At 61.9% G+C, this 23,388-nt stretch carries 26 protein-coding genes; 15 read left to right on the top strand and 11 right to left on the bottom strand.

Features of this window, described 5'->3' with window-relative positions; translation table 11 throughout:
* Window positions 1–41: 41 nt before the first annotated feature.
* Entirely contained in the window at window positions 42–278 is a 237-nt protein-coding gene (gene xseB / locus SYN65AY6A5_RS01725; RefSeq protein WP_011430793.1) for an exodeoxyribonuclease VII small subunit, read from the bottom strand.
* On the bottom strand, window positions 259–1,545 hold the full coding sequence (gene xseA / locus SYN65AY6A5_RS01720) for an exodeoxyribonuclease VII large subunit (RefSeq protein WP_346426057.1): 1,287 nt from the start codon (window positions 1,543–1,545) through the stop codon (window positions 259–261). The genes xseB and xseA overlap by 20 nt, the downstream gene beginning before the upstream one ends.
* A gap of 76 nt (window positions 1,546–1,621) precedes the next feature.
* Between xseA and SYN65AY6A5_RS01715 the strand changes: the two genes are divergently transcribed.
* From SYN65AY6A5_RS01715 to mraY, 5 genes are all read left to right on the top strand, one after another.
* A complete protein-coding gene (locus SYN65AY6A5_RS01715) occupies window positions 1,622–2,764 on the top strand; it encodes an AI-2E family transporter (protein WP_240530961.1) in 1,143 nt (380 codons plus the stop codon).
* 88 nt (window positions 2,765–2,852) lie between these two features.
* A complete protein-coding gene (locus SYN65AY6A5_RS01710) occupies window positions 2,853–3,227 on the top strand; it encodes a DUF1257 domain-containing protein (protein ID WP_099883767.1) in 375 nt (124 codons plus the stop codon).
* 22 nt (window positions 3,228–3,249) lie between these two features.
* On the top strand, window positions 3,250–4,365 hold the full coding sequence (locus tag SYN65AY6A5_RS01705) for a pentapeptide repeat-containing protein (RefSeq protein ID WP_099883765.1): 1,116 nt from the start codon (window positions 3,250–3,252) through the stop codon (window positions 4,363–4,365).
* Window positions 4,366–4,464: 99 nt separating this feature from the next.
* The gene (locus SYN65AY6A5_RS01700) at window positions 4,465–6,840 is read left to right on the top strand and encodes a phosphoketolase family protein (protein ID WP_099813030.1); all 2,376 of its coding nucleotides are present in this window, start codon (window positions 4,465–4,467) and stop codon (window positions 6,838–6,840) included.
* A 120-nt stretch (window positions 6,841–6,960) separates the two neighbouring features.
* The gene (gene mraY / locus SYN65AY6A5_RS01695; protein WP_228375263.1) at window positions 6,961–8,049 is read left to right on the top strand and encodes a phospho-N-acetylmuramoyl-pentapeptide-transferase; all 1,089 of its coding nucleotides are present in this window, start codon (window positions 6,961–6,963) and stop codon (window positions 8,047–8,049) included.
* A 214-nt stretch (window positions 8,050–8,263) separates the two neighbouring features.
* Here the strand turns inward: mraY and SYN65AY6A5_RS01690 are convergent, their stop codons facing one another.
* The 4 genes from SYN65AY6A5_RS01690 to SYN65AY6A5_RS01675 form a co-directional block, all read right to left on the bottom strand.
* Window positions 8,264–8,827 carry a hypothetical protein gene (locus SYN65AY6A5_RS01690; protein ID WP_099813029.1) on the bottom strand — a complete coding sequence of 188 codons (564 nt, stop codon included), beginning with the start codon at window positions 8,825–8,827 and terminating at the stop codon, window positions 8,264–8,266.
* Window positions 8,828–9,058: 231 nt separating this feature from the next.
* On the bottom strand, window positions 9,059–9,676 hold the full coding sequence (locus SYN65AY6A5_RS01685) for an Npun_F5749 family FMN-dependent PPOX-type flavoprotein (RefSeq protein ID WP_011430802.1): 618 nt from the start codon (window positions 9,674–9,676) through the stop codon (window positions 9,059–9,061).
* Window positions 9,677–9,703: 27 nt separating this feature from the next.
* The gene (locus tag SYN65AY6A5_RS01680; protein ID WP_099813028.1) at window positions 9,704–10,966 is read right to left on the bottom strand and encodes a GNAT family N-acetyltransferase; all 1,263 of its coding nucleotides are present in this window, start codon (window positions 10,964–10,966) and stop codon (window positions 9,704–9,706) included.
* 119 nt (window positions 10,967–11,085) lie between these two features.
* A complete protein-coding gene (locus SYN65AY6A5_RS01675) occupies window positions 11,086–11,739 on the bottom strand; it encodes a DUF3386 domain-containing protein (protein ID WP_011430804.1) in 654 nt (217 codons plus the stop codon).
* A 436-nt stretch (window positions 11,740–12,175) separates the two neighbouring features.
* Here SYN65AY6A5_RS01675 and murA point away from each other — a divergent pair, with 436 nt between their 5' ends.
* Complete coding sequence (gene murA / locus SYN65AY6A5_RS01670; protein WP_240527895.1) at window positions 12,176–13,528, top strand: UDP-N-acetylglucosamine 1-carboxyvinyltransferase; 1,353 nt, start codon at window positions 12,176–12,178, stop codon at window positions 13,526–13,528.
* Between the two features lie 121 nt (window positions 13,529–13,649).
* Entirely contained in the window at window positions 13,650–14,780 is a 1,131-nt protein-coding gene (locus SYN65AY6A5_RS01665; RefSeq protein ID WP_011430806.1) for a geranylgeranyl reductase family protein, read from the top strand.
* Here the strand turns inward: SYN65AY6A5_RS01665 and SYN65AY6A5_RS01660 are convergent.
* The 3 genes from SYN65AY6A5_RS01660 to SYN65AY6A5_RS01650 all read right to left on the bottom strand — a co-directional run bounded on the left by SYN65AY6A5_RS01660 (window position 14,777) and on the right by SYN65AY6A5_RS01650 (window position 17,002).
* A complete protein-coding gene (locus SYN65AY6A5_RS01660; RefSeq protein ID WP_011430807.1) occupies window positions 14,777–15,262 on the bottom strand; it encodes an anti-sigma regulatory factor in 486 nt (161 codons plus the stop codon). The genes SYN65AY6A5_RS01665 and SYN65AY6A5_RS01660 overlap by 4 nt on opposite strands.
* Window positions 15,263–15,381: 119 nt before the next feature.
* Window positions 15,382–16,194: an OmpA family protein gene (locus SYN65AY6A5_RS01655; RefSeq protein ID WP_228375265.1), complete on the bottom strand. Its 813-nt coding sequence runs from the start codon at window positions 16,192–16,194 to the stop codon at window positions 15,382–15,384.
* A gap of 151 nt (window positions 16,195–16,345) precedes the next feature.
* On the bottom strand, window positions 16,346–17,002 hold the full coding sequence (locus tag SYN65AY6A5_RS01650; protein WP_011430809.1) for a helix-turn-helix transcriptional regulator: 657 nt from the start codon (window positions 17,000–17,002) through the stop codon (window positions 16,346–16,348).
* Between the two features lie 159 nt (window positions 17,003–17,161).
* On the opposite strand from SYN65AY6A5_RS01650, the gene SYN65AY6A5_RS01645 reads away from it, so the two are divergent.
* The 7 genes from SYN65AY6A5_RS01645 to SYN65AY6A5_RS01620 all read left to right on the top strand — a co-directional run bounded on the left by SYN65AY6A5_RS01645 (window position 17,162) and on the right by SYN65AY6A5_RS01620 (window position 20,866).
* Window positions 17,162–17,425, top strand: coding sequence for a hypothetical protein (locus SYN65AY6A5_RS01645; protein ID WP_041438440.1), 264 nt, complete (start codon window positions 17,162–17,164; stop codon window positions 17,423–17,425).
* Between the two features lie 84 nt (window positions 17,426–17,509).
* Complete coding sequence (gene ndhC, locus SYN65AY6A5_RS01640) at window positions 17,510–17,872, top strand: photosynthetic/respiratory NAD(P)H-quinone oxidoreductase subunit C (RefSeq protein WP_011430811.1); 363 nt, start codon at window positions 17,510–17,512, stop codon at window positions 17,870–17,872.
* A complete protein-coding gene (locus SYN65AY6A5_RS01635; protein WP_011430812.1) occupies window positions 17,869–18,603 on the top strand; it encodes an NADH dehydrogenase subunit K in 735 nt (244 codons plus the stop codon). Before ndhC ends, SYN65AY6A5_RS01635 begins: the two co-directional genes overlap by 4 nt.
* A gap of 1 nt (window position 18,604) precedes the next feature.
* On the top strand, window positions 18,605–19,150 hold the full coding sequence (locus tag SYN65AY6A5_RS01630) for an NAD(P)H-quinone oxidoreductase subunit J (protein ID WP_011430813.1): 546 nt from the start codon (window positions 18,605–18,607) through the stop codon (window positions 19,148–19,150).
* A gap of 47 nt (window positions 19,151–19,197) precedes the next feature.
* Entirely contained in the window at window positions 19,198–19,371 is a 174-nt protein-coding gene (locus SYN65AY6A5_RS13930; protein WP_011430814.1) for a hypothetical protein, read from the top strand.
* A gap of 62 nt (window positions 19,372–19,433) precedes the next feature.
* Window positions 19,434–20,609: an SAM-dependent methyltransferase gene (locus tag SYN65AY6A5_RS01625; protein ID WP_049749829.1), complete on the top strand. Its 1,176-nt coding sequence runs from the start codon at window positions 19,434–19,436 to the stop codon at window positions 20,607–20,609.
* Window positions 20,606–20,866 carry a SemiSWEET transporter gene (locus tag SYN65AY6A5_RS01620; RefSeq protein WP_041438445.1) on the top strand — a complete coding sequence of 87 codons (261 nt, stop codon included), beginning with the start codon at window positions 20,606–20,608 and terminating at the stop codon, window positions 20,864–20,866. Before SYN65AY6A5_RS01625 ends, SYN65AY6A5_RS01620 begins: the two co-directional genes overlap by 4 nt.
* Before the next feature lie 67 nt (window positions 20,867–20,933).
* Here SYN65AY6A5_RS01620 and SYN65AY6A5_RS01615 read toward each other — a convergent pair whose 3' ends face one another.
* Window positions 20,934–22,424 carry an Ig-like domain-containing protein gene (locus SYN65AY6A5_RS01615; RefSeq protein ID WP_011430817.1) on the bottom strand — a complete coding sequence of 497 codons (1,491 nt, stop codon included), beginning with the start codon at window positions 22,422–22,424 and terminating at the stop codon, window positions 20,934–20,936.
* Between the two features lie 134 nt (window positions 22,425–22,558).
* The gene (locus tag SYN65AY6A5_RS01610; protein WP_240530960.1) at window positions 22,559–23,095 is read right to left on the bottom strand and encodes a hypothetical protein; all 537 of its coding nucleotides are present in this window, start codon (window positions 23,093–23,095) and stop codon (window positions 22,559–22,561) included.
* Between the two features lie 112 nt (window positions 23,096–23,207).
* On the opposite strand from SYN65AY6A5_RS01610, the gene SYN65AY6A5_RS01605 reads away from it, so the two are divergent.
* Window positions 23,208–23,388: helix-turn-helix domain-containing protein (locus SYN65AY6A5_RS01605; protein WP_143597122.1), on the top strand; the 181-nt coding region annotated here is incomplete at its 3' end.

The raw sequence follows: 23,388 nt of genomic DNA, 5'->3' as shown, positions 1-23,388 counted from the left end.
AAGCCTCGGCGCAGCAAAGAGGCGACGGCAGAGCGGGATCCCTAGAATGCTTGCCAGTCTTCGTCGTCTTGGTTCAATTCCTCGATGAGGATCTCCACCTGCTGCCGCTTTTCCTCCAAAAACTCGGCGCAGCGCTTCAGGGTCTGGGCGGCCTGTTGGAAGCGCTCCACCACCTCCGCCAGATCCAGCTCTCCCGATTCGATCTGGGCAATCAGACTTTCCACTTCGGCGATGGCTGCTTCGTAGCGCCAGGGATCCTCACGTTTGCGGCGGCTCATGGCTCTCCTCCACTCGGGCCCAGAGGCTGCCCGAGGCCAGTTGTATCCTCAGCCGGGTCTGGGGCGGCAGGCGGTGGCTGCGGACCAGGGATCCCCGCTCGTCGCGCACCAGGGCATAGCCCCGCCTGAGAACGGCGGCAGGATCGAGGGCTTGCAGGTGCTGCTGGAGAGCTTGGTGGCGCTGTTGCTGCTGCTGGAGACGGTGGCGCACGGCCTGGACCAGGCGCTGCTGCTGTTGGGCTAGGCGCTCCTGGGCCTGCTGCAGCAGCCGCTCCGGATGCACCTGGGCTAGGCGGCGCTGGGCGTGGTGCCAACGCTGTTCAGCTTTTTCCAGAGCATGCAGGGTGCGCTCGACAAGCTGCTGGCGCAACTGGAATGCCTGGCGCTGCAGTTCCCGCAGATCGGGCACAACTCGCTCGGCGGCCGCTGTGGGGGTGTGCGCCGCATAGTCAGCAGCGTAGTCAGCTAAGGTCTCATCCCGCTGGTGGCCGATCCCGGTCACCACCGGAATGGAGCACTCGGCAATGGCCCGCACCACCCGCTCGTCGTTAAAGCAGGCCAAGTCCTCGCCGGATCCGCCCCCCCGGGCCACGATCAGCACTTCCGCCCGCCCGTCCCGCTCCACCCGGCGAATGGCCCGCACAATCGACTCCGGGGCCGCCTCCCCCTGCACCTGGGCTGGCGCAAACAGCACCCGCAGCCCGGGGTAGCGCTGGTTGAGGGTGCGGCGGATATCGCCCCAGCCAGCGGCGTCGGGAGAGCTGACGACGGCAATACACTGAGGGTGGGTGGGCAGGGGCCGCTGGTTGTCGAACAGGCCTTCGGCGGCAAGGCGGGCCTTAAGCTGCTGAAACCGCCACGCCAACAGCCCCTCGCCCGCCGGCAGCAGTTGCCAGATAACCAGGCGGTAGTAGCTGCCGCCGCTGTAGATGCCAAGTTGACCCAGGGCCAGCACCCGTTGCCCCACTTCTGGCCAGAAGCTGAGCCGGGCAGTCTGACTTTGCCACACAACCCCCTTGAGGAGGTCGCCGCTTTCCGGATCCACCAGGGTCAGGAACAGGTGGCCGTTGCGGCTGCGCTGGCAACTGGAGACTTCTCCCACCACCCACAGCCTGGCCAGGTAGGGATCCCCGGCCAGCAGCGATTTCAAGTAGCCGGACACTCCCCCCACCGAGAGCAGGGGGACTTCCTCGGCAAGAAAGGATTCTGTCCCGCAGTCGAGGCCATCAAAGGCCAGAGCCATTGCTTGCGGATCCAGATCGCGCATACGGGCTCCCCCATGGAAATGCTCGGGATCCCATCTAGAATAGGCGACGACAGGGCGAGAGAGGAGGCGAGCTGCGGTGACCTTCGCCCAGTGGCTGGGGCTGGCAGCATTGCTGGGTTTGCTGGTTCTGCTCTGGCAGATCCGGCAGATCCTGCTGTTGGTGTTTGCGGCCATCGTCTTGGCAGTAGCTTTGGATACCTTAGCCCAGATCCCGCAGCGCTACGGCTTTCGCCGCGGCCCCTCGCTCCTCATCACCGGTTTGACGGTTCTGGTGGGGGCGATTCTGGTGGGGCTGATCGTGGTGCCTCCCTTGGCGGATCAGTTGCGGCGGCTGTTTACCGATGGGGTGCCCGCCGGGATCGTGCAGGCGCAGCGGCTGTTCGAGAGCCTCATCCTCTCGTTGCCGACGGATATCGAGCTGCCGACGCTGCGGGAGTTGGCCAATAGCTTGGTGCCCCAGGCCACCGAGTTGGTGCGCCAGGTGCGCGACTTTTTCTCCGAGTCCTTCACCGCCTTTTTCGCCACCCTGCTCAATCTGTTGTTTGTGATCATCCTCACCATCCTGTTGTTGGTGGATCCCCAGGCTTATAGCCGCGCCTTTGTCTCGGTTTTCCCGGCCTTCTACCGCCCCCGCGTCCGCTACATCCTCAAGCGCTGCGAGCTGGCGCTGCGAGGGTGGCTGGTGGGGATCCTGTTCACCAGCAGCTTGGTGATGCTGCTAAGCGGCATTGGCCTCTGGATTTTAGGTGTGCCCCTGAGCCTGGCCAACGCGGTGCTGGCGGGACTGTTTAATTTCATCCCCAACATCGGCCCCACCCTGAGCGTGGTTGCCCCAATGCTGGTAGCCCTCACCGACGCCCCCTGGAAGTCCCTAGCAGTGCTAGGGCTGTACATCTTCATCCAGCAGCTTGAAAGCAGCGTCTTTACCCCGCTTGTCATGTCGCGCCAGGTGTCGCTTTTGCCCGCCTTGACGCTGATAGCTCAAATCACCTCGGCCTTTTTCTTCGGGGTGCTGGGCCTATTCTTGGCCGTGCCCTTGGCGGCCATCCTGCAGGTGTGGATCCAGGAGGTGCTGATTCGAGATGTGCTGGATCCCTGGCGAGGCCCGCGAGCCCGCCCCTTGCTCCTGTCTGAGCTGGGAAGGGATGGGAGCTCGCCCTCCCGGCAGCCGGAGAGAACAGATCCCAGGCTGCTCCCCCCATCGGGTCGAGAGGTTTAAAGCGTCAAGCTCCTTAACATTTGTCCTAGAACTGCAAAAGCGCTCCTATAGTGAGGATCCCCCTTTCCGTGTTGGGATGGGAAGCGCCATGTCCCACTTCACCACCCTGCAAGTGCAGATTAAAGATGCCGAGCTGCTGGAAGAAACCCTGAAGGAATTGGGCTACAGCGTGGAGCGGAACGCCAGCCTGCGCGGCTACCTCTGGAACCGCACCCGCGCCGATCTGGTGATCCGGCAAAAGAACGGCTTCGACATCGGCTTTCGCCGCAACGGGGATCACTATGAGCTTGTGGTGGATCTGTGGGGGGCGGGCATCGATCTCCAGACCTTTCTGGAGCCGATTTTGCAGCGCTACGCCCACAAGAGCTTGCTGCGCTCTGCCCGGCAACAGGGCTTCGCCATCGAGGCGGAGGAGCATCTAGAGGATGGCACCATCCGCGTAGTGGTGGGGCGCTGGGTGTAGCCGGGCCCATTGGCATCCGCTCATGCTCAGCAACTCCCGACCCTTGGTGGGCACAGGTGAGGGATCCCGGCCCCGCCCTTGGGATCTGGTGTTGGGAGGACGAGCCGCAGCCGGCGGTGCCCCGGCCCACGCCTTAGTTTTGGGGGGGCTTGAGGGGGCGCGGCGACGGCTCACCCAGGGCGACGAGGCGGTGCGTCTGGCCACCTTGCCCCAGCTGCTGCAGTACGGGCCGGCAGGCCTGGCCGAACTGATCGAAGCACTTGCTGGCAACACCTCCTGGGCGGTGCGCCTAGAGGCCTGGCGGCTGCTCTCCCAGCTCGAGCAGCCGGAGGCAGAGGAAGCCTGTCGAACCTACAGCCCCTTTCGCCCGGTGGGGGGTGCCCAGGGGGTCATCGTGGCCTATCGGCGCGGGGAGCGGAACTTTGCCTACGCCGACTTGGAGGGAGTGGATCTGCAAGAGGCGCGGCTGGGGGGTGCCAACTTCTACGAAGCCAATTTGAGAAAGGCTAACCTGCGCCTTTGCAACTTTAACGGCGCCCACCTGCGCCAAGCGGATCTGCGCCAAGCCAATTTGCAAGGGGCCAAGCTCAGTGGCGCCGTCCTCCAGGGGGCGGATCTGCGGGGAGCCGATCTGAGGGGGGCGAAAGTCAGCGGCACCAGCCTGCGGGGATCCCGGCTTTCGGAAGAGACCCGCCTGGAGGAGCGGCTGCGCCACATCTGGCAGTTGCAAAACTGGGGGGGACAAGGGCAAGATTTCTCCGGCCAAGACCTGAGCAAGGCCGACTTGAGAGGGCTGGGGCTGCGCCAGATCCGGCTGCGGGGGGCCAACCTCAAGCGCGTGGATCTGCGCGGATCCAACCTGGAGGGAGCAGACCTGCGGGGGGCCAACCTGCAGCGGGCGGATCTGCGGGGGGCCAACTTGCAAAATGCCGACCTCGAGGGGGCCGATCTCAGCGGCGCCGAGCTGCGGCAGGCCCAGTTGCAGGGGGCCAACCTGCGCCGGGCTGACCTCAGCCGCGCCAACCTGACTCAGGCCAACCTGGAAGGCGCCCAGATCGAGGGCCTCAAACACAGCGGATCCCAGATTGCCGGCCTCATCTTCCCCGACGGCACCCCCCTCAAGCCCTGGTGGTGGTAGGCTGACCACCGCTGCCAAATCCAAAGGAATCCCAAGATCCCCAAGCCCCCGCCCCAACCTGGAGCAGCATGAGAGTAGAGATACCTAGGGGGTACGGCTATGGTTTTGGCAGAACAGCTCTCAACCAAACCGCTCACCGACGACGAACTGCGCAAAATGGACGCCTACTGGCGGGCCGCCAACTACCTGTCGGTGGGGCAGATTTACCTGATGGACAACCCGCTGCTGCGGGAGCCCTTGAAGCCAGAACACGTGAAGCCGCGCCTATTGGGGCACTGGGGCACTACTCCAGGGCTGAACTTTATTTACGTGCACCTCAACCGCATCATCAAGCGGGAAAACCTCAACGTCCTCTACATCACCGGCCCCGGCCATGGCGGCCCCGCTCTGGTGGCCAACACGTACCTGGAGGGCACCTACAGCGAGGTGTACCCCAACATCGGCCAAGATGCCGACGGGATGCGCAAGCTCTTCAAACAGTTCTCCTTCCCCGGCGGCGTGCCCAGCCACGTGGCCCCAGAAACCCCCGGCTCCATCCATGAGGGGGGAGAGCTAGGCTATGCCCTGGCCCACGCCTTTGGGGCGGCCTTCGACAACCCCGATCTGTTGGTGGCCTGTGTAGTCGGGGATGGAGAGGCGGAAACCGGCCCTCTGGCTGCTTCCTGGCACTCCAACAAGTTCCTCAACCCCATCCACGACGGGGCAGTGCTGCCGATTCTCCACCTCAACGGCTACAAGATCGCCAACCCCACCATCCTGGGCCGCCTCAGCCGTGAAGAGCTGCAGAGCCTGTTTGTGGGCTATGGCTACAAGCCTTACTTCGTAGAAGGCTCCGATCCGGCCCAGATGCACCAGTTGATGGCCGCCACTTTGGACACGGTAATCCACGAGATCCAAGAAATCCAGCAGCATGCTCGTACCAAGGGGGATCCCAGCCGTCCCCAGTGGCCGATGATCATCCTGCGCACCCCCAAAGGCTGGACGGGCCCCAAAGAGGTGGACGGCAAAAAGGTGGAGGATTTCTGGCGCTCCCACCAGGTGCCGCTGGCGGATCTGGCCAAGAAACCAGAGCACCTCAAGATCCTGGAAGAGTGGATGCGCAGCTACAGACCGGAAGAGCTCTTCGACGAAAACGGCCGCCTGCGGCCCGAGCTGCAGGAGCTGGCCCCCAAAGGGGAAAAGCGCATGGGCGCCACCCCCTATGCCAACGGCGGCCTGCTGACGCGGGAGCTGAAAATGCCGGATTTCCGCCGCTACGCCGTGGACGTGCCGCACCCCGGCACCCTCGAAGCCGAAGCCACCAAGGTGCTGGGGCAATTCTTGCGAGATGTGATGAAGCTCAACCCCCACAACTTCCGCCTCTTTGGCCCCGATGAAACTGCATCCAATCGCCTGGACGCCGTGTTTGAGGCCAGTGACCGCACCTGGGTGGCGCCTATCTACGACTACGACGAGCACCTCTCCCCCGATGGGCGGGTGATGGAGATCCTGAGCGAGCACGTCTGCCAGGGCTGGCTGGAGGGCTACCTGTTGACAGGCCGCCACGGCTTTTTCTCCTGCTACGAAGCCTTCATCCACCTGGTGGACTCCATGTTCAACCAGCACGCCAAGTGGCTGAAGACCACCCGCCACATCCCCTGGCGGCGGCCCATCCCCTCTCTCAACTACCTGCTCACCTCCCACGTGTGGCGGCAGGATCACAACGGCTTCAGCCACCAGGATCCCGGCTTTCTGGATCACGTGGTCAACAAGAAAGCCGATGTTATCCGCGTCTACCTGCCCCCGGATGCCAACACCCTGCTCTCGGTGGCGGATCACTGCCTGCGCAGCCGCCACTACGTCAATGTCATCGTGGCGGGGAAACAGCCGGCCCTGCAGTACCTGGACATGGATGCCGCCATCAAGCACTGCACCCAGGGCTTGGGGATCTGGGAGTGGGCCAGCAACGACCAGGGCTCGGAGCCGGATGTGGTCATGGCCTGCTGCGGCGATGTGCCGACGATGGAAACCCTGGCGGCGGCGGACTTCTTGCGGCAGCACCTGCCGGACATCAAGATCCGGGTGGTGAACGTGGTGAACCTGATGAAGTTGCAGCCGCCCAGCGAACACCCCCACGGCATCAGCGACAAGGAGTTTGTCAGCATCTTCACCCCCGATAAGCCCATCGTGTTTGCCTTCCATGGCTATCCTTGGCTCATTCACCGCCTCACCTACCGCCGCCCCAACCACCACAACCTACACGTGCGCGGCTACAAGGAGGAAGGCACCACCACCACTCCCTTCGACATGTGCGTCCTCAACCAGGTGGATCGCTTCAACCTGGCCAACGACGTGTTGGAGCGGGTGGAGCGCTTCAAATACCGGCGGGATCACGTCCAGCAGTTGATTCGGGACAAGCTGGTGGAGCACAAGCAGTACATCTGCAAGTACGGCGAGGATCTGCCCGAGGTGCGCAACTGGAAGTGGCCCTACTAGTGGATCCCCCTTCCCCCAACTTTCACCTCTAGCCGCCGGCCCTCTAGCCGCCGGCAGGGTAGAGTTTTCTTGGGCTCTCCTGCCGGAGCGTTCTGGGCGGTTGTGCTGGAGGTTGAGAATGTGAGGGGTTCAGAACGGGTGGATGCGGATACCCTTCCCCGGCTGGAAGAGGCGGACTGGGGAGGGATGGCCCTCTCCTTAGTTCTCGGCCTGGCCCTCTCAGCGCTGGTCATCGGGATCCGGCCCCAGGTGGCCGTCCCCTTTGGATTGAGCGTGCTGGGCTCGGCCCTGCTGGGATCCCTACTTCTCCCGGTCTTGCGGCGCTGGAAGGCAGGCCAGGTCATCCGCGAGGAGGGGCCCCAGTCCCACCACAAAAAAGCGGGCACGCCGACCATGGGTGGCCTTAGCTTTTTGCCCGTAGGGCTGCTGGTGGCCGGCATCGGGAGCGGCTGGGATCCCCAATGGCTGGCGGTGGCCCTACTGACCCTGGCTTACACCGTGGTTGGCTGGCTGGACGATTGGCTGGTCATCCGGCAGCGCTCCAACAAGGGGTTGTCTGCCAAATCGAAGCTTTTACTCCAAGTTGGGATCGGCCTGGTTTTCTGTGGCTACCTGGCCTGGCAAGGGATCCCCACCGTTCTCACCCTGCCGGGAATAGGCGCCCTCCCCCTGGGCTGGCTGTTCTGGCCCTTGGCCTTGTTTGTGCTGGTGGGCACCAACAACGCCGTCAACCTCGCCGACGGCATGGACGGCCTGGCGGCAGGGATGGTGGCCCTTGTCCTGGCAGGGCTGGGGCTGACGGCAGCGGATCCCGTTTTGGCGCTCGTGGCTTTTGCCTTGAGCGGCACCTGTCTGGGCTTTCTGGTGCACAACCACCACCGGGCCCGCCTGTTTATGGGCGATACCGGATCCCTGGGGTTGGGGGGCGCTCTGGCGGGGCTGGCGCTGTTGGGGGATCAGCTCTGGGCCCTGGCCTGGATGGGCGCGGTGCTGGTGGCAGAGGCCCTGTCGGTGATCCTGCAGGTGGGCTACTTCCAATACACCAAACGCAAAACCGGACAAGGCAAACGGCTGCTGCGCATGTCGCCCTTGCACCACCATCTGGAGCTGGGGGGCTGGTCGGAGGTGCAGGTGGTGGGGTGCTTCTATGGGCTAACGGCGCTATTGGTGGGGCTGGGCTGGGCCTGGTGGCACTGGGCCGGCGCTTGAGAGGCAGAGGATCCAGGGGTACCACGGCAGGGGCCAAGCGCCGAAGCCGGACTTGGGGCTGCTTTCGGGGTTGGGAGGAGGTCTAAACTGACTTAAGGGTTGTGGCTTGCCCTGGGCAGAGATTTGTCCATGGGTACAGCATCCTGTCCCCAACCCAAATGGCTGCAATTTCAAAAATGGTTGAAAAGGGCTTCTAGGCCGCCCGCAGAGCCCTCTAAGGCTGCAGGATCATCGACCAAAAGCCGCTCTCTTCATTCCAAAAGGGCGCCAGCGACTCTCCCACCACGTTCGGCCCCCAGTAGCGAGCGGTTCCATCCAGGGTAAAAGCCACCACAATATCGCCGGGGCCGATCTGCAATGGCTCCTCGCCCAAACTCAGCACCAGCCCCTCGCTGCCCCCTTCTCCGGGCGCAAAGTCCCAGTGGGCCGTTTCCGGGTTGAGCAGCCGTCCACCGCTGCGCATCAAGATCACCAGCCGAATCGGGTGAGGGGTGCGATTGCCGACTCGAAAGGCTCCTGTGCGGGTGGAGGTGGGGAAGGCAGACTCTGAGGGCAGGACAGGAGCTGCATTCCCCTCGAAGGAGCCTTGTGGGGATTTTAACATCGGCTGGGCTGCCAACCCCCGAACGAGAGCCAGACCCCAAACCAAAGCGGCAGCCAACCCCAGGGATCTCTGGCGCAGCTTGCCCCGCAAGGTCCCTTTCGGCGGCCCGCCGGCAACAAGAGCGGCAACAGCTTGGGTGATACAGGCAGGAAATGAGCGGATGGAAACAGACATCAGATTACCGCAACCAGGAGTGCTACATGCCGGATTGAGAAAGAAGCTGAGCGACCGTGACCTCGCCATTGGTGAGCAGATCCAGCCCGCAGGCGGCGTCGCGCTCAGAATAGGACGGTTGTTCAGCCACGCTAACACCTCTATCCTTGTCTGTTCTTCAATATTCATTCAACCTTCTCTCGGAAGGCGAAAACCGCTCCCCCCTCCCACCTGCAGTCGGCTGGGATCCTTCTAGGGGTTGACCGCTCGGCATTTCCACCCTTGCGGGCTGCGCTCATACAGAGTCCGTCGCTGGGGATAGATCGCATCTCCCTTGAGCTGGAGGTGATCCACCTCCGTTGGATCCAACAGCAGTAGGACAAATGTCGGCGGTGGCAAAGATGCCTTTTCGGGGGGCAGCTCTTCAACAAAAGCCTCGGGTGGGGCAAGAGGGCCTTTAGGTTCCGGCCAGAACCAGAGCAGCCGTCCTTTTTCCGAGATTTGTTGCCACAACTGTTGTCGGTGCTGCTGCGCCCGAGGATCCGGGTGGTCGGCGGTGATGGCCTCGAGAGTGCCGGCAATGCGAAATTGCTCGCGAGTTTTACAGAAGTACCAGCAGATCTGGGCCAGTGGGCAGTGGGCGATCTGGCAGATCTTCTCGCTGCGGCTGTCCACCGCCAACTGAATGCGGTCGGTATCCCCCAAAAATCCCCGGAAGACCACCGTGCGGTTGCGCGGGTGCCCCCAAGGATCCACCGTAGCCAACTGCAAATAGCGCACACCCGCGTCGCTGCGGTTGCGGTGCAAGGCCGCCTGCAGCAACGTCCGCCAAGAGGGATCCCCAGCCGGGTTATCCTTCAACTCGTTCATAGGGGTGCGCAGGTGCCAGCCGAGACTTTAGCCGGGAGGGGGAGGAGCTTCCGATTGCGGATCCCTGGCCTGTCCTAGTGAGGATTCCGGCCGAACGGAATGGGAATCCAGACCAGTTGGGTGAAGGGAATGAAAGGGATGCTCCAGACAGCCCTCTGCCAGCCCCTCGAAGCGTTCCGGCACCGGCTGTTTCACCGGCAATTTCTGGAGCACCAGAGCGAGATACTCGCTGTACCATGGGGAGCGAGCTTCTCGCACCTTGTGCCACACCGAGCGCGACATCAACAGCGTCCGCTCCACGTCCCGGGCTCCCAGCTTGAGCAAAAATTCCTCCCGTTCCGGCTGGTAATCGGTGGAGGCCAAAGCCAAAGCCTGCGGCGGATAGGCTTGGGTGAGCCGGGCCATCTTGGCCATGAGCTCAGGATAGAGCCAGGTGTAGGCGGGGTGAACCGTAAGCTTGGCCACATGCGGCTGCTGCCCGGTACGGTCCAACTTCAGGTTGAAATAGCCGATAGCGGTTTTCCGCTCCGGCTCATAGACACACATCTCCACCCGTTCCGTTTGGCTGATGACGCATTTGGCCTGATCTAGGAGCCAATCCAGCGGGCTGGTGCGAAAATCGCTCACGTCGCGGTCGTATACCTGGCGCACGGTGGCCGGCATGGATCCCGTATCCAGTTGGTAAATGGCGTAGGCATCCCGGTTGGTCACCGGCACCAGGTTGGGCAGCATGGGCTCGTGCTGGCTGAGGGCGGCCAGAATCTCGGGCCGGATCGACCAGTAGGTAATCTGGGCCAGCGGTTGGAAGCCGTTGTGGCGGTAGAGGGCCATCGCCCCCTTGTTGTGGATGTTCACCTCCAAGATCCAGGTGCGGGCCTCGCGAAAGTGCTCCATGCAGTGTCTGAGCAACTTAGAGCCGATTCCCTGCCGCCGGGCGGAGGGCACCACAGCAATGTGATCCACCCGCCAGGTGCTGCGGGAATGATTAAAGGGAGAAACTTGAATGACCCCCTGGATTTTGCCCTCCAGCTCCGCCACATGCACCGTAAACATGTGCTGAAAACGGTTGGGAAACAGGCTCAAAGTTTTCAGGGGGCCATACCACTGGCGCAGCCGCCGCACCTGGCGACGAATGTCCACCGAGCGGCCGCTGTACTCTTCATCAAAAGCTTGAGCCAAAATCTCCTCCACCGCCTCCAGATCACCCAGTTGAGCCGGGCGGAGAATCAGTTCGGGAGCCTCCTTAGGAGCTTTGGAATCCGGGTTGGGCTTTTCCGCAGGGTTGTCCATGCCAAAGTGTGGGCGGGAGAATACTCAAAGCATAGCTCAGGATCCCCCACTTCTTCTATCTAAGGGGGGCGTTGCTGCCACAAATGAGATTATCGGGCTTTCCGTTGGCCTTTGGCCAATCAGGCCCCCGCATCCAGCAACGCCAGGTTGCGGAAGGTAAAGCGCTTTTCCACAGGGCCGGTTTCCGTCTCTGTTTGAATGCGCCGCTCCGAGAGGATATAGTACTTGCCCACTTTGGTGTAGAGATCTTCAAATTGGCTGCGCCCACCCTTCTGCTCGCCAGTCTTGGCGTCGTGATAGACGGAGTCGTAGCGGTGGGAGAGGTAGCCTTCGCCCGTGTCGTGGCTGCTGAAGGTGTGAATAGTAACCACCATACCGTGAATATGCCGATGCACCATGGTAACTTGGTTGTCGCGCACGTGGTAGCGATCCCCTTCGGCTTTGCCGCCCACCAGGATCTCCACGGTGCCATCGGGTAGGATCTGGCCATAGCGAAAAGTGTTGTTCCCGTGGGTCTCGGCGAAGCTGCGGCGCACCCGGTGAACGGCAATCTCCCAAAGTTGATTGTGAATGGCTTTCCGGGCTTCCTCATCCTCCACGCCCGTAACCGTCGCTTTTAGGTCTGCCCCCACTCGCACCTGGCCCACAAAAGTGCGCTCCCCATCCCAGTAGGTGACCTCGGCGCTGTAGCCCGGAAAGTCGGGATCCCAGGTGTAGCGATTTTCGTAGGCGGCCCGAAACAACTCTTCGGCAGAAACTTGGGTCGCGGTCATCGAGTGTCTCCTGTCTTACTGGCAAGCGCTTCTCATGACCATCCATCATACTGCCCCTTGCTGCCAGGCTATCCCCCTAGCCGCCCGCGGCAGGAACCTGCGTTTGTTGACATACTCTCTACGCCCAGGGCCTGCTTCCCCACAGCGATCAGCCAGGGGTTTTCGCGCCACAAAGAGCTGACATAGCTAATTGCCCATCCGCCGCTGTAGGATAGAGGCATAGCCACTGGAGCTTCTCTTCCTTCGTCACCCTAAGTTTTGGCCTGCAAGTTTAGTTGCTGCTTTGATCCCCGGAGTATTCTCTGGAAAGAGCCTTTCTATTTTTGGTGGGTGAGGAGGAAGATTGAGAGATTTTTTTGACAATCGCGTCGGCAGGACGGAATCCCTAGCGCCTAACCTGTCGCCGGCCCAGACCAGAGTGGCAGCCCCGCCGGAGATGATGGGGCCAGTGCTGAAAATTGTCGGCAAGCAGACCTTGAGCGGCCACATTCCCATCGGCGGCGCGAAAAACTCAGCTTTGGCGCTCATGGCGGGATCCCTTTTGGCTCCTGCAGCTTGCCGAATTCACAACGTGCCGCGCCTGCTGGACATTGAACGCATGGGGCAGATCCTGACCAGCCTGGGGGTTAAGGTGTCCCATGTGGGCAATACCCTTGACCTGGACGCCAGCTCCCTCAAAACTTCCCAGGCGCCCTACGAGTTGGTCAGCCAGTTGCGGGCCAGCTTCTTCATCATCGGGCCGCTGCTGGCGCGGCTGGGAGTGGCCAGAGTTCCTCTGCCCGGCGGCTGTGCCATCGGCTCGCGTCCGGTGGATCTGCATGTGCGGGGCCTGCAAGCGTTGGGGGCAACGGTTCAAATCGAGCACGGCGTGGTTCATGCCTATGCCCGCAAGCTGGTGGGAACCCGCATCTACCTTGACTATCCCAGCGTCGGCGCCACCGAGACGCTGATGATGGCCGCTACGCTGGCCGAAGGGGAAACGGTGATTGAAAATGCTGCCCAAGAGCCGGAGGTGGCCGACTTGGCCCGTTTTTGTCAGGCGATGGGAGCCCGCATCCGTGGCGTGGGCACCAATACGGTTGTGGTGGTAGGGGTGCCGCGCCTGCACGGCACCGAGTACACGGTCATTCCCGACCGCATCGAGGCCAGCACCTACCTCATTGCCGGGGCCATCACCCGCTCCGAACTCACGGTTGGCCCTGTTATCCCGGATCACCTGCGAGCGGTGATTGCCAAGCTGCGCGACATGGGGCTGCGGGTGGAGGAAGAAGGCCCCAACCGGCTGCGCATTGCCCCGGCTCAACTCAGTTCGGGCTGGCTTTGCCAGGCAACCGATATCCAAACCTTGCCCTATCCAGGTTTTCCCACCGATGTGCAGGCGCCGATCATGGCCTTGGCTGCCCTGAGCGAGGGCAGTTGCACCATCGAGGAGACGGTGTTTGAAAACCGCATGCACCACATTCCCGAGCTCAACCGCATGGGGGCGGATATTCGTCTCAAGAACCGGGTGGCCATTGTCCGGGGGGTGCCGTCGCTGTCGGGAGCGCCGGTGGTGGCCACGGACTTGCGGGCGGGGGCAGCTCTGGTGTTGGCTGGCCTGGCGGCTGAGGGCTGCTCTACTATCCACGGGCTCCACTACATCGACCGCGGCTACGAAGCTATCGATGAAAAGCTGCGCAGCGTTGGGGCCAAGGTGTATCGCTGTAACAACCCGGCAGGGATCCCGGCCACCCCTCAGCCTGAACAAGCTGATGGAAAGGGGATCCCATTGCAGAATTGGCCCACTTGAGCCTACGCCGTTGGGGGGATCCGCCGGCCCCCTCCCCCTTGTTTTCTTGAGGGAAAAAGGATGCGGTAGGCTAGGAGCCGACAGCCCAAATTCAGGGAGAAGGGGTTGGGGATCGAGAGCCATGTCCCAAGTGTACGACTGTGTCATCGTCGGCGCTGGCCCTGCCGGCGGCTCGGCCGCCTATCACCTGGCCAAGCGGGGGCGCTCAGTGCTGGTCTTGGAGAAGGATCCTTTGCCCCGCTACAAACCCTGTGGCGGCGGCGTTTCTCCCATGGTGGCGGCCTGGTTTGACTTCGATTTCAGTCCCGCCATTTCGCTGAAGATCCGGCAAATTCGCTACACCTGGCGGGGCGGGGATCCGGTCGTGGCCGACCTGGATCTGAAAGAGCCGGTATGGATGGTGCGGCGGGAGGTCTTCGACCATTACTTGATCCAGCAGGCGCAAAAGCAGGGGGCAGCACTCCAGACGGAATGTCCCGTCTCCGGCATTGAGTGGCAGAGCGACCGCTGGCAAGTGATGACAGCCACCGGCCCGGTCTGGGGTCGGTATGTGATCGGGGCCGATGGGGCCAAAGGCTCGATGGCCAAGTGGCTCGGCTTTCAAAACCGGCAGCGCCGCCTGGCTGCCGCCCTGGAAGCAGAAGTGCCCGTCTCAGAGCCAAAAACCGCAGCCGCCCATTTCGACTTTGGCGCCGTGAGCAACGGCTACATTTGGAACTTCCCCAAAGCCGATGGCTACTCCATCGGGGCAGGCACCTTTCGGGGTGGCGAAAAACAAAACTTGCGGGAAATCGCCGCCGAGTATGCCCAAAGCTTTGGTGTGGACTTGAAATCGGTCAGGCAGTTTGGCCATCCCATCTGTCTTTGGGAGGGGGATCAACCCCTGCACAGCCAAAATGCCCTCCTGGTGGGAGATGCTGCCTGTGTCGTCGATCCGTTTACCGCCGAAGGGATCCGCCCCTCCCTCCTCACTGGCATGCTGGCAGCGCAGGCCATCGACCAAGCCCTGGCGGGAGATACCGAAGCCCTGGCGAACTACTCCGCCCGCGTGCAGCAGGAGTGGGGCTCAGAGATGCGTTGGGCCAAGCGGATCGCGGCGCTGTTCTACCGCTTTCCGGGCGTCGGCTACAGGGTAGGCGTCAAGCGACCGGGAGCCACTCGGCGCATGGGCCAGATCTTGGCCGGTGAGCTGCGCTACAGCGATGTGGCCAGCTCGGCCATTCGCCAGTTGAGCGCTGGCCTGTTGGCCTAGGCCGGCCGCTGGGAGAGGGGGGCGGGATCGTCGAAGCGCCTGCTGATCAGCAGGCAGTTGCGGCCATCTGCCTGGCGAGTATAGCTCAGGTGGGTGGAGAGAGCCTTCATCAGCCGAATACCCCGTCCCCCCTCGGATTCGACCTCGGCGTCGGGGGGCCTGCTGGCTGCTCGGTTCTGGAAGAATTCCTCCAAGTTGAACTCCTGCCCTTGATCCCAGATGCGCAGCTCCAGCTCCTGGGGCATCAGAACCAGCTCGATATCGATGGGTGTACTGGGAGACAAAGTGCGGTGGGCATGGCGAACGGCGTTGGTAAAGCCCTCCGCCAAGGCCAACTGGCATTCCAACCAGATGGGGCCCGGAATGCCGGCGTCGCGGAAAGACTCAAACCACGTCAAAACTTGGCTGAGAGCATCCAGGGTTGTGTCTACTCTCAGCGCAAAGGTCTGCTTTTCCCCCGACGGGATCCCTGCCGCGTTCAAAATCGAACCCCAAAGCTCAGACTGTTGCCTGGGCCCTCGCCCCCACCAGGGATCGGACCAGTTGATTCTAGACTAAGGCGCTGTTCAAGCCTGCCAACCCCCAACTTTGGGGGGGGCCACTAGGGGGCGATGATGAGATCCACGCGGCGGTTTCGCTGTCTCCCTTCCTCCGTATCGTTGTCGGCCACCGGCAGGGTGGGGCCAAAGCCAGAGGTTGTCCAGCTGATGGGGTGGTCTTCCGGCAACAGGTTAGCTAAGTAGTCTTTCACAGCGTTGGCGCGGCGCAGGGAAAGGTCGAGGTTATAGTTCAAGGAACCGATGTTGTCGGTGTGGCCGTTGACTTGAACGCGGGCGCCGGGCATTTCCCGCAAAGATTTGGCCACTTCTGCTAACAGGGAGGCCGCCTCAGGCCGAATCTCGGCCTTGTCGAAGTCGAAGAGCAGATCGCCCGGCAGGCTAATGGTTCGGGTTCCCACCTGAAAAGAGGTAGGGGTCGGCGTTGCGGTGGGGGCAGGGACGCTTGCTCCCTCCGGGGCGATCTCGGCAGTGGTGGCCGATTCTCGCCTCGGCTCAGGGGCCGCTGCTGGGGAAGACAGCCGTTGCAGCCGCGACTCCAGTTCTTCAACGCGGATCAAAAGCTGGATGGCCTGCTGGCGGAGTTCTCGAATCTCCCTTTCCAGATCCGTGGAGCCGCCGTGATTTGGATTCCCCTTTGGTGAATCTGCATCTGGGCTCACCGCTGGGAGACTGGCCTGGGGTGGAGACAGGGTGGGCAGGAGCGGCGGCGTGTTGGCCTGCGGCTGGGGAACTGGCAGCGGTTGGGTCTGAAGCGGCTGCGGGAGCACCATTCCCGCCCAGATGCCGCTGCCGACCAGGAGGATCCCACTCGAGAGATTGAGAAAGACCGTTGCACGTTCCGATGGGCGGGGCATCGCAGGCAAACCTCTGGCTAGATGGGCGCAGGCGAGGAGCGAAAACCGGGCTCAACTCAACGCCTAGAGTCGATCCTATCCGGCGACCGCAGCTTGCCAAGGGGATTAGGGGCTGCTCAGGCTACCCCTTCCCGCCATCCTCGGCAAAAGCCTAGTCGAAGCTGAGACGGCCCCGATAGCGTCCTATGAGGATCAGGCCGTTGACGGGATCCGCACAATCGACCACAAAAGACGGGAAGCGAGGGTTGTCGCTGATAACTTTTACTCGGGATCCTGACAGGCGTTGCAGCCGTTTGACCCACAGCTCGCCATCCCTCTGAAAGACGTAGATGCCCTCACCCCCCAGCTCTTTTTGCCGTTCGACAAAGATCCAGTCGCCATCTTCCAAGGTGGGAGACATGCTGTCCCCTTGCACCCGAATCAAACTGAGCCCATCCGGGTTCCCCTTCAGATGGGCCCGTAGCCAGTTACGCTCAAAAGCTAGCACCGACTCGATGGACTCTTCCCGCACCAGCGCCCCCGCCCCTGCCGAGGCGACCACATCCACCAGAGGCACGTATACATACTCCGTTTTGGCGTCGCCAGCCTCCAGCCGCGGGGATCCCTCCCCCGTAATCAGCCAACTGAGACTCACCCCCCCCACCTGGGCAATTTTCACGGCCTTGTCGATGCCGGGCACGGATCCCTTGAGGTAACTGCGCAAGGCTGTATCGCTAATGCCGGCCCGCCGCCCAAACGCATAAATGGCCTCATCGCCGATCACCTGTCGCAAACGGTCGGCAAAGGAGGAATCAGAGGAGGTGGACATCGGCTTAACGCTACGGGTTGTGTACAACTAAATTTCTACCACTACCTGTTGACAAGTCAACCCTCGTGAGGGGCAGGGGCTTATGCTGGGTTGGAGGGAAGAGGGCAGGGTTTCCAGTAGTAGGATCTGAGAGACTTCACCTGCTCTGGCTTGCTCCCTATGACCGTCTCAGACTGGAAACGCTGGCTGGATCATTTTCTCATTGCCCTGGTCTTTCTGGTGTTTGCCGGGTTTGTCTGGTTTGTCTTCTCGGTAACGGGAGCTTTCATCGGGATCCCGCTGGGCTACAAACTTTGGCTGCGGCTGTGGTTGCCTTTGTTCCAGCCGGCACTGGGGATCCTGATGGCTGGAGCCCTGCTGAGTGGGGTGTGGGGTTGGCTGGAGAAACGCCACTCCCGCAATCGAGACCATCAGCAGAACTAAAGATCGGGCAGCGCCGGGAGGCGGCAGACTGGCTCTATACTGAAAACGTATCTAAATGTTGAGCACCTGAGGCGGTCTGGCGTCGTGTTTGTCTTATCCGGCTACGAGTATTTGCTGGTCTTTCTGATCGTCTGCGCTCTGCTGCCGGTCTTGGCTCTGGGAGCTTCTGCGCTCTTGGCCCCAAAGCGGCGGGGATCCCTGCGCCGCAGCACCTATGAGTCGGGGATGGAGCCGTTTGGCCAGGCCTGGATCCAGTTCAACATCCGCTACTACATGTTCGCCCTGGTCTTCGTGATCTTCGACGTGGAGACCGTGTTCCTCTATCCCTGGGCGGTGGCCTTTCATCGCTTGGGACTGCTGGCCTTTGTGGAGGCCCTGATTTTCATCGCCATCCTTGTGGTGGGCCTTGTGTACGCTTGGAGAAAAGGAGCGCTGGAATGGTCATGACCTCTCAGGAGCCGGAAGTCTTGTTTCCGGCGTCTGCCCCGCAAGTTACCACAGACCTCTCGAACAACGTCGTTCTCACCACGGTTAACGACCTGTACAACTGGGCGAAGATGTCCAGCCTCTGGCCGCTCCTCTACGGCACTGCCTGCTGCTTCATCGAGTTTGCAGCCATGCTGGGCTCCCGCTTCGATTTCGACCGCTTTGGCCTGTTGCCCCGTTCTTCGCCGCGCACGGCTGATTTGATCATCACGGCGGGCACGGTCACTATGAAAATGGCCCCAGCGTTGGTCAAGCTCTACCAACAAATGGCTGAGCCGAAGTACGTGATCGCCATGGGGGCCTGTACCATTAGCGGCGGCATGTTCAGCTCCGATTCCTACACGGCGGTGCGAGGGGTGGACAAGCTGATCCCTGTGGACGTGTACATTCCCGGCTGCCCGCCGCGTCCGGAGGCGATCATGGATGCTATTGTCAAGCTGCGCAAGAAGATCGCCGCCGAAGACATGCGGGAGCGGGGCCGCCTGCAACAAACCCACCGCTACTACACGGTCAAGCACAACCTCAAGCCGGTGCCGGAGATCATCACCGGCAAGTATCTGGAGAGCGAGACCCGCCAAGCTCCTCCACCGGAACTGGCGGCGGCTATTGGCCTGCCGGTGCCTCCGGCCTTGCAGACTGCCGACTTCAAGCAGGCGGAACAGCAGCTCAAAGCTTTGCGGGGAGGGATGTGAGATGACAGAGGACAAAGCCCAGCAAAAGCCGTCCTCGACAGCCGAGCCGACAGAGCCGTTGGCGACGCTGGAACGGGGGCCGGTTTCCCAGTTCCTCGCCGATAACGGCTTTGACCATCAGTACCTGGGCAGAGATGCCGCCGGGGTGGAGCTGCTGGAGGTGGAGCGGGATTTTCTCTTGCCTGTGTGTACTGCCCTCTATGCCTACGGCTTCAATTACCTGGAGTGCCAGTGCGGCTACGACCTGGGGGCAGGGCAACCCCTGGTCAGCCTCTATCACCTGATCAAACTGGCGGACGGGGCAGATCGGCCGCAGGAGGTGCGGGTTCAGGTGAAGCTGCCCCGCCAAGATCCGCGGGTGCCCTCGGTGTACTGGATCTGGAAGTCGGCGGACTGGCAGGAGCGGGAGACCTATGACATGTACGGCATCATCTTTGAGGGACACCCCAACTTGAAGCGGATCTTGATGCCGGAAGACTGGATTGGGTGGCCGCTGCGCAAGGACTATATCACGCCTGACTTCTATGAGTTGCAGGACGCTTACTAGGGGGGATCCCTTAACCGGCTGAGCAGCGTTCGCAGGACGTGAGAGAAATGTGGCCTTTTTTGCTCTTGGCAATCTACGCAGGGGGAGTTTGGTACTCAGCCCGCAAGGCGGATCGCATCTACTCAGGCTCTGGAAAGTGGGCGGTGTCGGCCCTCTGGCCACTGCTGCTCTTGACCAACCGCCAGTTTCGCCAAAATTGGCGTCGTCCCTTGAACAAGTGAGTCTATCCCCATTGGTAAGCCCTTCTAGGCAAGACTTAGGCTTGGGCAATCCGGATTTGCCCTTGTCGCCCTCGCAGGCCGACCGGAGGTTGCCAGAGCTGATCGGCAGCCGCATTCGCGCCCGAGGACCCGTGACCTTTGCCCAGTTCATGGAGTGGGCCCTCTACGAGCCAGGTCTGGGTTACTACGAGCGGGAGCATCTCCCCCTCGGCTGGGACTATCGCACCTCCCCTCACTTGGCGGCGGATTTTGCCCAACTGTTGGCTGAGCAGATCTTCCAGTTCTGGCACATTTTGGGATCCCCTCCCCATTTTGCGGTGATTGAGATGGGGGCGGGCAGCGGGCGCCTGGCCGAAGATTGGCTGGCCTATGTGTGCTCCAATTGGCCCGACTTCTGGCAAGCCCTGGAGTACGGGATCCTCGAGCGCTCTGCTTTTTTGCGGCGGCTACAGCAGGAGCGCTTGGCCGGCTATGGCGAGAAGGTGCGCTGGCTAGAGTGGGACGAGATCCCAGATGGTTCGGTAACCGGCTGTTTTTTTTCCAACGAGCTGGTGGACGCCTTCCCAGTCCATCGGGTGCAGGTGCAGGCGGGGGCCTTGCGAGAAATCTACGTGGATTGGGCGGAGGGGGAGGGCTTCCGAGAAGTGTTAGGGGATCTCTCTACGCCCGCGCTGGAAGCGTACTTTGCCCGCCTGGGGATCCCGATTGCCACCTATCCCTCCGGCTACCAAACGGAGGTCAACCTCAAGGCCCTAGAGTGGCTCCAGCTTCTGGCCCGCAAGCTGCGGCGGGGCTACGTGCTCACCCTTGACTACGGCCACACCGCCCAGCGCTACTACAGCCCCCAGCGCTTCCAGGGCACGCTCCTGGCCTACCGCCAACACGGCACCTACGCGGATCCCTATGTCTGGGTGGGATCCCAAGATCTCACTGCCCACGTGGACTTTACCACCTTGCAGCAGGTGGGGGAGTCTCTGGGGCTCAAGTGCCTGGGCTTCACCCAGCAGAGCTGCTTTTTGGTGAACCTGGGATTGGCGGAAAGGCTGGCCGCCCTCGGCCAAGTTGGCGACGAGGGGGGGGATCTGGGCCAGGTGTTGCAACGGCGACATGCCCTTCACGCTCTGCTGGATCCGCTGGGGTTGGGGAGCTTTGGGGTGTTGCTGCAGGCCAAGGGCTTGAGCGAGGCGGAAGCGGCCCAGCCGCTGCAGGGCTTTGTCGAGCCGGAGCTACACTTATGAACCTCACCTTTTGGGTGGGCCTATCGGCTGCTGCTCTGACCACTGCCAGTTTCTTCCCGCAAGCCTGGAAAACTTGGCATAGCCAAAAGGCGGACGATTTTTCTTGGAGCTACCTGCTGCTGTTTGGGGCAGGGATCCTGATGTGGGATCTGTACGGCCTGTTGCGCCAAGATGCGGTCATCCTGCTTGCCAACACGGTAACCCTGGCGCTGGTGGGAGTGATTATCCTAACCAAACTGAGAACCTCGGCTCGCTAGGGGGAGAGGGGAGTTGCTCTGCATCTGGCCTGGGTTTTAGGCCTTGCTTGCCTAGAACTCCTCCTGACTAAGGGATCCAGGCCAGTGCGCTGCTGCTCAGCGGCAGGCGGCGACGGCTGTTGGGGATCGGCAGCCCATCTTGCAAGTCCACCAGCCACACTTGCCCGCTGCGGATCGCTTGCCCAGTGCGGCTAAAGGGGGCCCAGGGATCCGGGATCTCCTCTTGCAAGGGCTCCAAAAGCGTGTAGGCCAACAGGCGGCCGTCAGGGGAAAGGCTGAAGTCCAGCTCAAAGGGATAGTCGGCCCGCCCCACCTCTACGGTCTTGCCCGCCGGGGCCGCGCCGCCGCTGCCGAACACCACTGCCAGCAAGCGGGGGGACTCGGTGTAGGCCAGAGATGCCAACGCGCCCTCACCAACAAACTCGGCCTCGCTGACCAAGCCGTAAAAGACGGGTGCCCTCGGCGAAAAAGCTCCTTTGGTTACGGATCCCTCGGTAACCCAAATCTCCTCGCTGGTGCCGGTATTGCTGACGATAAAGAGGCTGCGGGTGTAGTCGGGATTGAAGCGCAGCAAAGCCCCGAAAGCCCCATCGGGACGGATGGCCAAGGTTTGGCCGAACTGGGCCAAAAAGCTCTCCGCTGCCGCCCGCGGCTGCAAGGGCACAATCCCCACCCCCTGCCCCTGGGAGATGAGCAGGCTGCTCTCATCAGGGCTGATGAAAAAGTCTCCCCCCAAAGCCGTATCCAGATCCAGCCGCTCAAAGGGATCCCGGCTCCTTTTCTGGATCCACAGTTCCGTCTGGACGGGAGCCAGGGGATCCCGTTGCAGGGGGATCCGCTCCGCTACCACCAGCTCCCCCGTCGGCGAGACCTGGAAGCGCAGGTTTTGGTAGCCCTGGTGGTCCAGCAGCAACCGGGAAGACAGATCCTCCAGATCCAGGCGGTAGAGATCCTGCTGCTGGATGGTGCTGGCGGTGGCAAAGTAGTAGACGAAGCGGCCATCGGCGCTGGGCTGCATCTGGGTAACCTTCAGCCCCGCCGGCGTCAGCAAAGTGGTGGATCCCGTCTCCAGGTTAAAGAGCAACAGCCGCCCCCGTTGGTCTGCTTCCGTGCCGATCCCCAACAACTGCCGATCCGGCGTGCGAAACTCGCCCTCAAAAGGCCGCGCCATGGGCTGGCCCCGCTCATCCACGGCTGCCTGCAGGCGCACCCGGTAGGTCTGGCCGTAGGGGGCCGGCTCTGTCAGCGTCCAAAAAAAGCGGCGGCCCAGCTTGCGCATCCGGCCCGGCAGAGGCGGCTGGATCTCCAGGTTGGCCGCAACGCTGTCCGCATCCATAGGGCGGTTGAAGGTCAGCACCATCTGCAGTTCCTGGGATCCCACCCGCTGCTGTTGCCAGTTAAAGTCCCGCACATAGGGGGCCGTGTGGTTGCCCAGCAAAAATAAGATCACCCCAACCGCCAAGTTGCAGAGGGTGATCCCGGCCACCCAGCGATCCAGGGGCTGGGTCAGCCCTCGCTGCAGAGCTGCATAGAAGCGACGTGCCGGCCAGGCAGACATCCGAGTCGTACAGTTTTCGACCTCTCAAACCAGATTAAGACACTTCCCAGGCACTCCGCGCCACTGCCCTCACCCCCAACCCCTCTCCCAGAGGGAGAGGGGAGTTGGGATTGGTCGGGAACGGGAAAACGGCTCTACTGCAGCATGACGAATAGAAAGTCTTCCAACGCCGTCAGGAAGGTCAGCACCTCGTCAGTTGCCTGTTCTTCCGTCAGGGATCCCAACTCGACGACCCGCTGAATCAGCTTTGCCACCGGAGTTGGCCCCTGCAGCAGCGGGGCCAGCCATTTCACCTTCTCGGCAGGGATGCGGATCCGCCCGTGGGTGGCCCCTGTCCACTGCATTTCGTAGGTGCAGTTCTCTTGCAGGGCCTTGTTGTACTCCTGGTGGAAGCGAGCGTTGTCCATCAGCAGGGGGTTGAATTGCACGGATCCCGCCAACCAATCTGCATCCGTCCAAGGTAGCACCAGGGAAGAGCCGGCGTGCTCGGCCCAAAAGTCGATGAGGCGATGGGCAGGCCGGATCAGCTCGTAGAGGTGCAGCCGCTCCATGACGCTGAGGGTTTCCAGCCGTTGCCGCACAAACTCCGGCACTTGCTTAAAGAGAGACTCCAGCGACCAGTCGGGCATATCCACCAGGCTTAAAAAGCCCAACCCCGCCTGCTGCAACATGCCAAACACCTCGGGGATCGTGAATCCCTTGTCGTTGGAGCATGACTCTAGTCAATGATATGCTGGACTATACTGAAAATAATGTACAGTATGTTCAGTATGGCTGCTTGGTATGGCTAGGTATGTAAAACCGAGAGAAGCGGCGGATTATTTTGGGGTGTGTCTCCACACCTTGAGGCGATGGGAACAGAAAGGCTGGATCAAAGCAATACGTACTCCATCTGGTAGGGCAAGAAGGTATGACCTCGACAGCTACATCAGAACGCCAAAGAAAGCCAAACGAGTCGTTTTGT

Source organism: Synechococcus sp. 65AY6A5 (genome assembly GCF_002760415.1).
In the GTDB taxonomy this organism is placed as follows: domain Bacteria; phylum Cyanobacteriota; class Cyanobacteriia; order Thermostichales; family Thermostichaceae; genus Thermostichus.
This window is presented reverse-complemented; position numbering and strand designations above follow the sequence as displayed.